Origin of the sequence: Clostridium sartagoforme AAU1 (assembly GCF_000401215.1) — a bacterium.
In the GTDB taxonomy this organism is placed as follows: domain Bacteria; phylum Bacillota; class Clostridia; order Clostridiales; family Clostridiaceae; genus Clostridium; species Clostridium sartagoforme.
The window spans coordinates 1-13,507 of record NZ_ASRV01000139.1 but is presented as its reverse complement, the minus strand read 5'-3'; the positions used below and the strand labels follow the sequence as shown (position 1 = coordinate 13,507).

At 26.6% G+C, this 13,507-nt stretch carries 12 protein-coding genes; 11 read left to right on the top strand and 1 reads right to left on the bottom strand.

The features are described 5' to 3' along the window. The first annotated feature begins 12 nt into the window (after nucleotides 1-12). Nucleotides 13-1,122: a hypothetical protein gene (locus tag A500_RS11115; protein WP_016207683.1), complete on the top strand. Its 1,110-nt coding sequence runs from the start codon at nucleotides 13-15 to the stop codon at nucleotides 1,120-1,122. 149 nt (nucleotides 1,123-1,271) lie between these two features. On the opposite strand, the gene A500_RS11110 is transcribed toward A500_RS11115, so the two are convergent. Next, nucleotides 1,272-1,913 (bottom strand): GntR family transcriptional regulator, encoded by a 642-nt coding sequence (locus A500_RS11110; RefSeq protein ID WP_016207682.1) that lies wholly within the window; start codon nucleotides 1,911-1,913, stop codon nucleotides 1,272-1,274. A 255-nt stretch (nucleotides 1,914-2,168) separates the two neighbouring features. On the opposite strand from A500_RS11110, the gene helD reads away from it, so the two are divergent. From helD to A500_RS11060, 10 genes are all read left to right on the top strand, one after another. After that, nucleotides 2,169-4,451 (top strand): RNA polymerase recycling motor HelD, encoded by a 2,283-nt coding sequence (gene helD / locus A500_RS11105; protein WP_016207681.1) that lies wholly within the window; start codon nucleotides 2,169-2,171, stop codon nucleotides 4,449-4,451. A 140-nt stretch (nucleotides 4,452-4,591) separates the two neighbouring features. Next, nucleotides 4,592-5,764, top strand: a complete 1,173-nt coding sequence (locus A500_RS11100) for an FprA family A-type flavoprotein (protein ID WP_016207680.1) — start codon at nucleotides 4,592-4,594, stop codon at nucleotides 5,762-5,764. 236 nt (nucleotides 5,765-6,000) lie between these two features. Continuing rightward, on the top strand, nucleotides 6,001-8,310 hold the full coding sequence (locus A500_RS11095) for an AAA family ATPase (protein ID WP_040436783.1): 2,310 nt from the start codon (nucleotides 6,001-6,003) through the stop codon (nucleotides 8,308-8,310). 535 nt (nucleotides 8,311-8,845) lie between these two features. Beyond that, the gene (gene spoIIAA, locus A500_RS11090) at nucleotides 8,846-9,181 is read left to right on the top strand and encodes an anti-sigma F factor antagonist (protein ID WP_016207678.1); all 336 of its coding nucleotides are present in this window, start codon (nucleotides 8,846-8,848) and stop codon (nucleotides 9,179-9,181) included. Nucleotides 9,182-9,195: 14 nt separating this feature from the next. Then, nucleotides 9,196-9,627 carry an anti-sigma F factor gene (gene spoIIAB, locus A500_RS11085; protein ID WP_016207677.1) on the top strand — a complete coding sequence of 144 codons (432 nt, stop codon included), beginning with the start codon at nucleotides 9,196-9,198 and terminating at the stop codon, nucleotides 9,625-9,627. A gap of 9 nt (nucleotides 9,628-9,636) precedes the next feature. After that, nucleotides 9,637-10,392: an RNA polymerase sporulation sigma factor SigF gene (gene sigF / locus A500_RS11080; RefSeq protein ID WP_016207676.1), complete on the top strand. Its 756-nt coding sequence runs from the start codon at nucleotides 9,637-9,639 to the stop codon at nucleotides 10,390-10,392. A 231-nt stretch (nucleotides 10,393-10,623) separates the two neighbouring features. After that, nucleotides 10,624-11,094, top strand: coding sequence for a stage V sporulation protein AC (spoVAC, locus tag A500_RS11075; protein WP_016207675.1), 471 nt, complete (start codon nucleotides 10,624-10,626; stop codon nucleotides 11,092-11,094). A gap of 15 nt (nucleotides 11,095-11,109) precedes the next feature. After that, nucleotides 11,110-12,144, top strand: a complete 1,035-nt coding sequence (gene spoVAD / locus A500_RS11070; protein WP_016207674.1) for a stage V sporulation protein AD — start codon at nucleotides 11,110-11,112, stop codon at nucleotides 12,142-12,144. 16 nt (nucleotides 12,145-12,160) lie between these two features. Then, complete coding sequence (spoVAE, locus tag A500_RS11065) at nucleotides 12,161-12,517, top strand: stage V sporulation protein AE (protein WP_016207673.1); 357 nt, start codon at nucleotides 12,161-12,163, stop codon at nucleotides 12,515-12,517. Nucleotides 12,518-12,687: 170 nt separating this feature from the next. Then, a partial coding sequence (locus A500_RS11060; RefSeq protein WP_016207672.1) for a P-type ATPase actuator domain-containing protein occupies nucleotides 12,688-13,507 on the top strand: 820 nt, incomplete at its 3' end.

The following is a 13,507-nucleotide window of genomic DNA, read 5'->3' as shown; positions in this document are numbered from 1 at the left end:
GAGGATAAATATATGGAGGAAACAAAAAGGATAAATTTAGAATGTAGTGAATTATGGTGGAAAAGTGATAAAAAATTAAATTTAGATATAAAAAAATATACAGCTGAAGAGAAAAAAATAAAAGAAAATAGATTAGATAATTATATAGATTTAATAATAGAAAAAGTTAAAAATTTTCCTAAAGAAGATGATGAAAGAATTTTATGGAAAGCAGAAGTTAATAAAATAATAGATGATTTTATTTATAGTGAGAAAGATACATTTAAACTTGGAATATTAAATGAAGAATTTAAAGAGAATTTCTTTGATAGCACAAAAACATTTATAAGGAAAGCAAAAGAATTTGATAAAAATCTAAATTATGTAGATATAGGCCAGGCGATGAGGAATGTTTGGATTATAAATCTTCTCCAAGCATCTTTTGGTGAGAAGGTAGAATTTTCAAAAGCTATTTTTGGATATAGTATGTTATATCCATATACAGATAATTATTTAGATGATATAAAAATAGATATAAATGAAAAGAAAGATTTTAATCATAATCTAAAGAAAAAATTAAAAGGTGAGGTCATAGAAAGTAAGAATGAATATGAAAAACTAGTTTATAAGTTAGTGGAATATATAGAAAAAACATTTGAAAGAAATAAGTATAATAAATTATATGAAGCTTTATTATTAATTCATGAAGGGCAAATAAAAAGTTTAAATCAACAAGAATATATAAGTGTCCCTTATGAAAATAATATTTTAGAGATTTCAATAGAAAAGGGTGGATCATCAGTATTAGTAGATGGATTTTTAACAAAGGGAAAGTTAAATAAAGATGAAATATCATTTTGTATATTTTATGGTTTTTTACTTCAACTTGCTGATGATCTTCAAGATGTAAAAATAGATATAGCTAATAATCATACAACAATAATGTCACAATTGGCATCAAGATATAAATTAGATACAATAGCAAATAAATTAATTAATTTTACGTTAACAGTATTAAATGATTCTACTTGTTTTAAAGGACGAAATATAATGGAGTTAAAAGAGCTTATAAAAATAAACTGTATAATGCTTATATTATTTTCAGTAATATTAAGCAAGGAATTTTTTCAATTGAATATATAAAATCTATAGAGGAATATTTACCATTTTCAATAAAATATATTGAAAAAATAAAATACAAGCTTAGAAAAAAAGTAAGAAAATTAAAATTTGAAGATGCACTTAATTATATTCTAGATATAAAATAACAGCTAAAGATTTTACTTTAGCTGTTATTTTGTATGTATATTACTTGGTAAAGAGATATAATTCTTTACTGTTTCTAAAACAGAATCCTCACCAACATAAACTATTACATCTTGAGCGTTAATTTTAAAATAAGGTCCAGGTGATAAGAATAAATCGCCCTCTCTTTTTACTGCTATTATAGTAGCTTTTGTATTGTGCCAAAAATTTAATTCACCTATACTTTTATCAACAGCAATGCTATCTTTTTCAACAATACTTTCAAAAGGGATTATTGAACCTACATTTCTTAGTTGAGTAGCAAATTCAATTATAGAATTAATGTTTTTTTCAAGCTTATTATCAATTTCTTTTCTTTGTTTTATTAAATCAAATGTTTCGCTATTTAAGTGAGTAAAATCAGATTTAGTTTTAAATTTATTTAAAAAATCCTTAGCGGATTGTTTATCATTTATTATAATTCCACTTTTCTCATTTATAGTAACAACATTCATATCTTTTAATAAAGCTAAAGACCTTCTAATAGTTTCTGGTGAAACATTATATATACTAACTAAAGTAGTTCTACCAGTTATTTTACTTCCTTCTAAAAATTCATTATTAATTATTCTATGTGCTATATCTATAGCTATTTTTATATAGTTAGGTGTTTTAGTTTGCTTAGACATACGAACATCTCCTTTACGTAAAGATTCTAACATACAATTATGGAAAGTAAAATACTTATTATATGTATAATAATGAAAGTAATAAAAATATAAAGAAGTAACGGAATAATTATATAAATTATAGTTAATAATTGGAATATATCTAGATATTATGGGTAAATGTTAGCATAGACTATTATTTTATATGTTATATAATTGAATTTAAAATCTAATTATCCTATAATTAAGGCATTAGTTAAAAGTAGAGGTAATGGTATGGATGAAAATTTAAAACTTGAAAAAGAAATATTAGAAGAAAAAAGAAAAAAAATAACTAGTGAACTTTTAGAGAAAAGAAACAATTATGAAATTATAGAAAATAAATTAAAACTTTTAACAAAAGAATCAAAGGGCAGTTATAATGAAGAAAAAGAAACTACAGAAAAAATATATTCTGTATTAAAAAAGGATATAAAAAATTATGAGGAAGCTTTAAGGGTTCCTTATTTTGGCAGGGTTGATTTCAGAGAATTAAGAGGCGAAGATGAGAGTATCTATATTGGAAAACAATCAGTAAGTTCAACATTAGATGGAGAAGAAATTATTGTTGATTGGAGAACACCAGTAGCGGATTTATATTATAGTGGAACTGGAGGATACGCATATTATAAAGCTCCCTCAGGTATAGTAGAAGGCAATTTATCAGTAAAAAGAAAATTTTTGTTCAAAGAGGAAGAATTAGAAGAAATTTTCGATGAGGGAATAAATGAAATAATGCTAAAAACCAGTGATGAAGGAAATGATTTAGTTGATGAGTTTTTAAAGATAAACTTAGAAGAGAGTAGAGGTAAAAAGCTAAAAGAAGTAGTTGCAACTATTCAAAAAGAACAAAATGAAATTATAAGATGGCCTAAAAACTTACCTATAATTGTTCAAGGTTCTGCAGGTTCAGGGAAAACGACAATAGCATTACATAGATTAGCTTATTTAATATATAGATATTCAGAAACGGTAAAAGGAAAAGATATATTAGTTTTAGCACCTAATAAGCTATTTTTAGATTATATTTCAGATATACTTCCTAACTTAGGGGTTGATGAAGTAAAACAAACAACATTTCAAGATTTAGTATTAAAATATTTAAAAATTAAATCTAAAGTTAAGGGTAAGGACGAAAAGTTAAAAGAATTGATTGAATCAGAAGATGCTCAAAGGTGCAAATTTATAACTAATTCATCTAAGATAAAAGGAACCTTAACTTTTAAAACTATTATAGATAGATACATTGCTCTTTTAGAAGGTGATGCTGTTGACATAACAGATATAACTATAGAGGACTATATATTATTTAATAAGAGAGAAATAATGAGATTGTATTTAAAGGATTTAAAAAGTTATCCTATAAATAAAAGAAAAGATGAAATAAAGCGATATTTAAATTTAAAACTTAAAGAGAAGATTGAAATTTTATGTATTCAAATTGATCTTGAATGGGATATAAAAATTAAAGAGATAAAAAGAGAATTAGAAGATGGAGATGAGCGAAGAAAAAAATTAATTGAAATATATTCTAAAAGAGATGAAATAAAAAATAATATAAAGAATAATGCTAAAAAAGAAATGAATGAATATTTTAAAAATTGGAGAGGAATAACTTCAAAAGATATATATGTGAATTTATTTAAAAATGAAGAATTTTTCCAAATTGCATCGTTGAATAAGATTCCAAGTGAACTATCAGAATTTATGAAAAATGAAATTATTGAAAATTATAGCAAAGGAATTATAGACGAAGACGATTTAGCACCACTTTTATATATTAACATGCTTTTAGAGGGGGTAGAGGAAAAAGAAAAATTTATTCATATAGTAGTTGATGAAGCTCAAGATTATAATCCATTTCAAATTTATTTAATAAATAAGTTAACTAAGGGAAATTCTCTAACCTTAGTAGGAGATATAGCACAAGGTATATACTATTATAAAGGAATAAAAAATTGGAGTGACATAGTAGAAAAAGTGTTTGAAGGTAAGGCAACCTTTATGCAGTTAACTCAAAGTTATAGATCTACTGTGGAAATAATAGATTTTGCTAATACAGCTTTAGAAGCACAAAATTTAGATTTAAAAAGAGCAAAACCAGTGCTAAGACATGGGGAAATTCCTGAGATTATTAAATGTAATAGTGATAAAGATGTTGTTAGTAAGATAGATAATATAGTTTCTAATATTATTCAAAAGGGTAAAAGCAGTATAGCTATAATTACTAAGGGAGCAGATGAAGGAAGAATATTAGAAAAGATTATAAAAAAACATTCAAAGCTAAAAGTATCTTTAATAAAAGGAAATGAGAAAGATCATGATAATAATATTATAATAATTCCATCTTACCTTACAAAGGGATTAGAATTTGATGCAACTATTATTTATAATCCAAGTTCTAACAATTATAAAGAAACTTTGTTAGATGAGAGATTGTTATATGTATCCTTAACAAGAGCTCTGCATTATGAATATATAATAGAAATAGATGATTTAACAGAAATGATAAAAAAATAATACTTCCATAGAAAAATCTAATTAAGTATAATAGTTATGTAGAAAATGTCGAATTTTATAATTGTTTGGCAGATAATTTTATGGTAAAATATTACTGATATATAGGAAGAAGAATAAAAGTTAAAGTTGGAGGTAGGGATATGTTACAGGAGAAGTTAAAGGATAATATTTATTGGATAGGTGTTAAGGATCCAGATTTAAAAGTATTCGATATAATAATGGAAACAAAAAAAGGAACAACCTATAACTCTTACGTAGTAAATGATGAAAAAATAGCTATAGTTGACACAGTAAAAACAGGTTTTTATGATGAATTTAAAAAGAATTTAAAAGAAGTAATTGGAGAAAAAACAGTAGATTATGTAATAGTTCAGCATACAGAATTAGATCACAGCGGATCATTAATAAAACTAATTGAGGATTATCCTGAAATAAAAGTAGTAGGATCTAAAGCTGCATTAAATTATTTGAAAAATATATTAAATAGAGAATTTAATGCTATAGAAGCAAAAGATGAAATTTGTCTTGGAGAAACAACTCTTAGATTTATAAGTGCTCCTAATTTACACTGGCCAGATACAATTTTCACATATGTGAAAGAGCGAAATTTATTATTTACTTGTGATTTTACAGGTTCACATTATTGTCCAAGTGGTGGAATTACAGAAAGTTTAAATGAAGATTATTTCGTAGAAATGGAATATTATTTTAATTGTATAATGGGACCATTTAAGAAGTTTGTTTTAATGGGACTACAAAAAATAAAAGATTTAAATATAGAATGTATTGCACCAAGTCATGGACCAGTTCACGTTTCTAATATAGATAAAATTTTAAACTTATACAGAGAGTGGGCTACAGAAGAAGCTGTAAACAATAAAAAAGTAGAAATTTTTTATATTTCAGCTTATGGAAATACAGAAGGTATGGCTAATTTTATGAAAGAAAAATTAGTGGAAAAGGGTTTTGAAGCAGATGTAACAGAAATAACATCTATTTCTATAGAAGAAAGTATCTCCAAAATAGAAAAAGCTAAAGGCGTTATGATAGGATCTCCAACAATAAATCAAGATGCAGTGAAACCTTCTTGGGATTTATTATCATTAGTTAATCCGATAATAAATAGAGGAAAGGCAGCATTAGCCTTTGGATCATATGGATGGAGTGGAGAAGGTGTAAAAATGCTTACATCAAGACTAAAGGACTTAAAGCTTAAAGTTGTGGAACCAGGATTATCGTTCTGTTTTGTTCCATCTGAAGATGATTATAAAAATGCAGAAGAAGCAGTAAACAAATTTATAGAATTAATGTAATTATAAGAGACCTAGAATTAAAGTTCTAGGTCTCTTATTCATATACAGGATATTAAAACAAATATTTAAGTAGTTTAGGTATTTTAAGAAATATTACTATAAAAAATATAAATTAAATTTATAAAAAATTGTTCCCTAAACAAGCCCCTTAAGAATATCTATATAATAAATACTAAAAAAAGGGGGGAAACTGCTTCTTAATGATTGCTAAATGCAATTTGCAAAGTAGGAAATATATGAGAAAAGAATTAACTTTAAAAGAAGTAAAATTTGATTTTAACTTTAAAAAAAGTAAGTTGAAAGGCAGTGTAACGAAAATTCCTGAAATAGATAGTGAGTATGAAAAGATTGGGAGAGCTATTAAGATAAATAAGGAAGGATATAATCTTTATTTAATAGATTCATTCTCTAAAGAAAAATTAAATAAGCTACAATTATATATACAGGAGCAGTATAAATATCTAGAACCTCCAAAGGATATTTGTTATGTTACATTAGAAGATAATAAGAAACCAGAAGTATTATTTATTAATAATGGGAATGGTAAAAAATTAAAAGACGCTGTTGAAGAAATAAAGAATAATTATATAGAAATAGTAGAAGAGTTTTATAATGCTTCTTCAGAAGATGAAAAAGATAAGCTTATAGAAGAAATACAAAGTAAGAGAAATGATTATATAAGTGAATTAATGGATATGGCTAAAAAAGAAGATTTTGAAGTTAAGGTTACTAACAAGGGTGTAGCCTTTATACCATTAGTTAATGGTAAATCAATAAGTGAAAGAGAGTATGATAATTTAGAAAAGAATAGAAAAGAAGCTATTGTAGCAAAAGCATCTATTTTAAAGAAAAAGGCTGAAATAGTTTTAGGTAAGTTAAAAGAGATAGAAACAAAATCCATAAAGAAGCTTAAAGAAATATATAGTGATTTTTTAGCAAATGAGATGGAAGCGTATAAAGATGAAGCTTTACTTGAGTTTATAGATGATGATAATTCATATGAGTATTTAGAAAAGTTATTTATATCAATGGAAAAAGAAATAATAAATTGCTATACCATGGATATAGATGAAGATGAAGAACAACTTTATCAAGTTATAAATAAATATGATATACACTTATTAGTTGATAATAGCTTAAGAACTATTCCTCCTGTAATATATGAAGAAGATCCTAATTTAAATAATTTAATGGGATTTATAGAGTATGAAAATCATAATGGAGTATATACAACTGATATATCTTTAATAAATCCAGGAAGTTTATTAAAAGCAAACGAAGGCTGCTTAATTATTAGAGTAAACTCCCTTGCTAGCAATGTATATTCATATTATCACCTTAAAAAAGCGTTAATGACTAATAAGATAACATATGATATTTCAAAGTCATATGTAGAGGTAATATCAATTAATGGATTAAAGCCTCAGCCAATACCTATAAATGTTAAGATTATTTTAATTGGTGATCACGAAACTTATGATGCATTATATAGCTTAGATGAAGACTTTGGGAAATTATTTCCGTTAAGAGCTGAATTTGACCCTATAGTTGAAGTAAATGAAAATGTTAGTGCTTATATAAATAAAGAAATAAATAATAAAATCAAAGAAAATTCACTTATGCCTATTACAGAAGAAGGAATAAATGAGGTTATTAAATTCTTATCTAGAACTGCAAATAGTAGAACAAAAGTCAATATAGACACTACAGAGATAGAAAAATTAATGATATTATCTAATGATAATGCTAAAAATAGAAAATCATTAGTAATAGATTCTAAAGATATAATAGACATTGCTTATGCAAAGGAAAAAATTGAAGATGAGTATGATAAGCTTTATAAAGATAATAAGATTTTAATATCAGTAACGGGTAAAAAAAATGGTGTAATAAATGCGTTAGCTGTTTTAGATACTGGATATCATTCTTTTGGAAAACCAATGAGAATAACGTGTATTGCTCATAAAGGAACCGGAAGAATTATAGATATTCATAAGGAAAGCAGATTAAGTGGTAAGGTACATGAAAAATCTATAAATATACTAAAGGGACTTTTAAATAATATAATAGATCCATATAAAGATATTCCTGTAGATTTTTATTTAAGTTTTGAACAAACTTATGGATTAATAGATGGTGATAGTGCTTCTGTAGCAGAAATTATTTGTATATTATCAGCTTTAAGCAAGAAACCAATAAGACAAACTATTGCAGTAACTGGATCTATAAATCAATTAGGAGAAGTTCAAGCTATAGGTGGAGTAAATGAAAAGGTGGAAGGATTTTTTAGAGTATGTGATTTCTTAGATAATGTAGAAAATAAAGGGGTGTTGATACCTTCTTCAAACAAAGATGAGCTAATATTGATACCTGAAATTGAGCAGGCTATGGAGGAAGGAAAATTCCATATATATGTTATGGATACATTAGAAGATGCAATAAAAACTTTAATTTTAAATGATGATGAAAATATAGAAGATTTTTATTCAGACTTACAAGAAGAAGTTAAGAAATATAAAGGAAGTAAGGAAAAGAAAGAAGAATAGATTATTTAGTTCACAGGGCACAGCGCACAGGTCACAGTTACTTTATAAGGTAACAAGTAGCATGTAAAATTAAGGAAAGTAAAAATGGAGCTTTTGCACTCAAATTAGTGTATAGCTCCTTTTTTATAACTTAAAAGGTCTTTTGATTATTTTTCATAAATTAACCTCTTTTAATAATTCTATAAGTTATACCATAATGATTTAATAAATGATATTCATTTTATATATTAAAGCTATATTATACTTAATTTTCTTATTATACATTATTTCTGTATTACAGTTCCATAAAGTGTAAAATAAATTATACTTAAAACAAGTATTTGTTTTATATACTTGAATTGCTTAAACTAAATAAATCAAAATTATTACAGAAAGTCATTATTTTATTTGACTATGAATAAACTAATATGTTAAAATTATGGAAAAAGAAGGAAATTAACAAAATACTATTAAGGAGGTGGATGGAATCTGGCGCACGGTGAAAATTAATTATTAATTTTTATCTTGTTCGTATTTGCGACAGTTCCTAGTTTATATGTATCTAAAATTTGATAAAAAAGAAGACAAACTTATTGTTAGTCTAATGGGCGAATTAGATCATCATAGTGCCGAAGAAGTAAGGGTTAAAATAGATGATAGAATAGATAGAGATAACATAAGAAAAGTTATATTAAATTTCAGTGGAGTTACATTTATGGATAGTTCTGGAATAGGTGTAGTTATAGGAAGATATAAGAAAATGCAAAATAGAGATGGAAAGATTTGTGTAGCAGAAGCTAATAGAACTGTAAATAAAGTTTTTGAAATTTCAGGTATGTTTAAAATCATTGATGTCTATAAAAATATAGATGAAGCAATGATAAGTATTTAATGGGGGGATTTAAGATGGTGGATAATAAAATAAGTATAGAATTAATGAGTAAATCCCAAAATGAAGGGTTTGCAAGAGTTGCAGTAGCTGCATTTATATCTCAACTAGATCCAACTGTGGAAGAATTAACAGATGTAAAAACAGCAGTATCAGAAGCAGTAACAAATTCTATAATACATGGTTATGAAAATAAAAAAGAGGGTATAATCAAAATAGAGGCAAGTATAACTGGTAATGAAATAACTATAAGTATTGAAGATTCCGGTAAGGGAATAAAAGATGTAGAGCAAGCAATGGAACCATTATACACTTCAAAACCAGAGCTAGAAAGGTCAGGAATGGGTTTTACAGTAATGGAAACATTTATGGACAGCTTAGAAGTAAAAAGTGAAGATGGTAAAGGAACTAAAGTTGTAATGAAGAAGAAATTCAACACAGTAAGTTAGGTGAAGTATATGGAAAATGGAAGTGTAAGAAAAGAGGCCTATAATTATGAAGAAAATTCACAATTAATACCTCTAGCTAAAGCAGGTAATCAAGATGCTATGAATAAAGTAATTGAAATGAATTTACCTCTTGTATCATCCATTAGCAAAAAGTTTCTTAATAGAGGATATGATTATGAAGATATTTTTCAAATAGGGTCAATAGGGTTAGTAAAAGCTATAAACAATTTTGACGACAGTTTTAATGTTAAGTTTTCTACTTATGCAGTTCCTATGATAATAGGAGAAATAAAGAGATTTATAAGAGATGATGGTATAATTAAAGTTAGTAGAAATGTAAAAACTTTAGCTAGAAAATTACATTTTGATAAAGAACAACTAACTAAAAAGCTAGATAGAGATCCTACTATTGAAGAATTATCAGAGTTTTCTGGTATAGATAAAGAAGAAATATTATTTGCTATTGAATCTTCAGCCAGTATGCAATATCTATATGATACTATTCATCAAGATGATGGAGCCCCAGTATTACTTATAGACAAACTAAGTGAAAAGGGTCAAGATGACAGTGAAATGATAAATAGAATTGCATTAAAAGAAGCATTAAGAAGTCTTGATAGTAAAGCAAGGCAAATAATAATGCTTAGATATTTCAAAGATAAGACTCAAGTACAAGTTGCTAAGATGCTTGGTATAAGCCAAGTTCAAGTATCTAGAATAGAAAAAAAAGTACTGGTTTTAATGAAACAAAAGTTACAGGAATAAAAAAATACTAAGGATAATTAGAAGGAAATAAAAATGAATAGTGATTACTAAAAAATCTTTTGAGAGAAAATCAAAGGATTTTTTTGTTTTTTAATATATAAATTTTAGTTGATTTAAATTAATGTAATAAGCATGTTTACATATATAGACTTGGAATTGAAAAATATTCCAGAGTTATAATTATAAGAAGTGGAATAATATAATTATACAAATTTAGAAAGGAGAATCACTATGGCTAAAAAGAAGCTACCAAATGAACAGCAGATAGTTAATAAATTTCAAACTATTACTAATGAAGCTACTATAAAACCTAAAATAGTTAGAAATTGTGCAAGAGCCTTTTTAGTAGGAGGGGCTATTTGTATGATTGGTCAAATATTTCAAAATCTTCTAATTAAATATAATTTTTCAGAAGAAGAAGTTAAGATGTTAGTACCAATAATAATGATATTTTTAGGAGCTTTATTAACTGGAGTAGGTATATATGATAAAATTGCCTCATTTGGAGGAGCAGGAACCGTAGTGCCAATTACAGGCTTTTCCAATGCAATTGTTGCACCAGCTATAGAGTTCAAAAAAGAAGGATTTGTATTTGGAGTAGCAGCAAAAATGTTTACTATAGCAGGGCCAGTATTGGTTTATGGTATAGGTAGTTCAGTAATAATAGGTATTGTTTATTACTTTATTCAACTACTAACATAAGAAAGGTGAATAAATATGAGTAATAATGAATTAAAGATAAAAAAGTTAGGAACTCAAACAGTAAAACTTCAAAACCCTCCTAAAATAATAGCAACTTATTCTATTGTTGGACCTAAAGAAGGCGAGGGACCTTTAAGTAGTTACTTTGATGAAATATTAAATGATGATATGTATGGAAAAGAAAGTTATGAAAAAGCAGAAAGCGAAATGATGTACACAGCAATTACAGCAGCTATGAATAGAGCTGATTTGAAAGAAGAAGACATTGATTATTTATTTGCGGGAGATTTATTAAACCAAATAACATCATCATCTTTTGCGGCAAGAAAGCTTAACATTCCTTTTTTTGGATTATATGGAGCTTGCTCAACTATGTCAGAATCTTTAAGCATAGCATCAATGATGATGGATGGAGGTTATGCTAATTATGTTATAGCATCAACATCCTCACATTTTAGCTCAGCAGAAAGACAATTTAGATTTCCATTAGAATATGGTTCTCAACGAAGCCCATTAGCACAATGGACCGTTACAGGATCAGGTGCAATGGTATTAGGTAAAGAGGGGAATTTTCCAGAAGTAACATATGTAACAACAGGAATAGTAAAAGATTATGGAATAAAGGATCCTAATAATATGGGAGCAGCTATGGCCCCAGCAGCTGTGGATACCATAGCAAGACATTTTAAAGACACAGGAAGAGATCCAAAGTTTTATGATGTAATTGCAACTGGAGACTTAGGTAAAGTAGGAAAAGAAATTACTTGTAAATTGTTATTAGAATATGGATATGATATAAGAGAAAATTATATGGACTGTGGTGACATAATATTTGATGATGTAGTTCAAAAGACAGATTCAGGTGGAAGTGGATGCGGATGTTCTGCAGTAGTATCTTCAGGATATTTTTATAAGAAGTTAATGAGAAAAGAAATAAAGAATTTATTATTAGTGTCTACAGGAGCATTAATGAGTACAACTTCTTCTTTACAAGGAGAAACCATACCAGGAATTGCTCATGCTGTAGCAATAGAATTTAAGGAAAAATAAAAAAAAGGAGGCTATTATGGAATATTTATATGCCTTTATAGTTGGTGGAATAATATGTGTAATAGGTCAAATACTAATGGATACAACTAAATTGACACCAGCAAGGATATTGGTAATTTTTGTAACACTAGGAGCTATTTTAGGTTCTTTCGGTATATATGATAAGCTAGTAGAAATAGGAGGCGCTGGAGCTACTGTACCTTTACCTGGTTTTGGAAACTCCCTTGCAAAGGGAGCAATGAAAGCTGTTGATGAACAAGGATTAATAGGAGCATTTATAGGAGGAATAAAGGGAACAGCAGCAGGTATTACTGCAGCTATATTTTTTGGGTATTTAATGGCTCTAATATTTAATCCAAAAACAAAATCTTAATAAATTTATAGAAAATATTACAAATTAATACTTTAAAAAAATAGCCTAACAACTTATAATAAGTGTTAGGCTATTTGAATTTTCCATTTAAATATAAAAAATGATATAATTAAAATAAAAGACAAAAATAATAGAAATAGCTGGCGAATTTTAAGGGTAGGAGGAGGAAAATGAAAAATTATTATAGTAATAGCTGGATGAAAGTTGTAGATTTATTAGGAAGTAATATAAACAAAGGACTTTATGAATATGATTGCAATATAAGACAAGAAGCTGGTGATAATAAAATAGAGCTTCCATATTCAAAAGGTATATTTAAGTCAATTTTAGATATTTTAAAACAAAAATATTTATATATATTTTTAGTAATTATAATATTTTTTTTATTAAACAAATTTAATATAGTTGGGCTAGTAACAATATTTTTATTAGTATTAAATTTAGGAAGTAAATTATATCATGAAATATCAAAAGAAAAAGAACTAGAAATTTTACAGAATCTTAATGTATCACAAGTACTAGTTCTGAGAGAAGGAATAGAAAGACTAATAGAAGCTGAGGAATTAGTAAAAGGCGATATAGTGTACTTCAGAAAAAAATCTTTAATAGCAGCGGATATTAGAATTATAGAAAGTGAAAACTTAAAGGTTGATGAAAGAAGTGTAACTGGAGATAAATTTTTAAAAGAGAAGTACTCAATGAAAATAGAAAATGAAGTATCTTCAATTGGAGAAATTAACAACATGCTTTTTAGGGGATCAATAGTGAAAGAAGGTTCAGGAAAAGGCATTGTTGTAGAAGTGGGAAATAATACTCAATTGGGGAAATTAATAAAAATAATGAACAAGTCAAAGGATAAAAAAGATATAGCTATAAAAAATATTGAAAAAATTATATTTAATATAGGATTATGCTTAATGCTTGTACAAGCTATTTTAGTATCTATATTTCCTGGGAAATTAGTATATAAAAACAAATATTTGCTCAAGG